The sequence below is a fragment of the Siminovitchia jepli genome, assembly GCF_047228825.1.
Lineage (GTDB): Bacteria > Bacillota > Bacilli > Bacillales > Bacillaceae_C > Siminovitchia.
The window spans coordinates 1-722 of the sequence record NZ_JBFEGN010000215.1 but is presented as its reverse complement, the minus strand read 5'-3'; the positions used below and the strand labels follow the sequence as shown (position 1 = coordinate 722).

Genomic DNA, 722 nt, shown 5'->3' with positions numbered 1-722 from the left:
TTAAAGCAGGTTATGCGTCGGAAAAACGGTGTGGTTAAAGTTCCGACTGCTCTCACATGCCCAAAGTGTTCGGCGCCTTCTTCGTATCTTTATGCCAATAACGGCGATAAAGGTCAATATCAATGTAAGGTGTGTGCGTGTCTGTTCAGCAAGAAAAACCGTTTTCTAAAAGAGGCAATCCTCAAATGTCCACACTGTTTAAAGACATTGGAAAGGATCAAGGAACGTAAGGATTTCTACGTGTTCAAATGCAAAAACAACGCCTGTTCGTTCTACAAAAATAACTTAAACAAAATGACCAAAGAAGAAAAGGAGCGATTCAAAAAAGATCCCCAAGCATTCAAAGTGAGATACATCTTTCGAGAGTTTACCTTTGACTTTAAGCCTTTATCCAAGGAGTCACCTGTAAAGCCAAAAGTGGATCTTTCACGTATTTATGTGTCGGCCCATACGTTAGGGCTTATTTTGACGTATCACGTGAATTACGGACTCTCGGCCAGAAAAACAGCTGCCTTGATGTTTGATGTGCACAGCATTAAAATTTCGCATCAAACCATCTTGAATTACATGAACAGCGTGGCCCTTATTACCAAGCCGTTTATTGATCATTATCCCTATGACCTGTCAAACAGCTTTTGCGGTGATGAAACGTATATCCGCGTCAAAGGGCGCTGGCATTATCTGTTCTTTTTCTTTGATGCCGTCAAGAAGATTATTTTGTC

The 722-nt window shown here is 40.9% G+C and carries 1 pseudogene; it reads left to right on the top strand.

Going from position 1 to position 722, the window contains the following annotated elements:
• Window positions 1–722: pseudogene (locus AB1L08_RS22450) on the top strand (DDE-type integrase/transposase/recombinase); the annotation flags it as partial.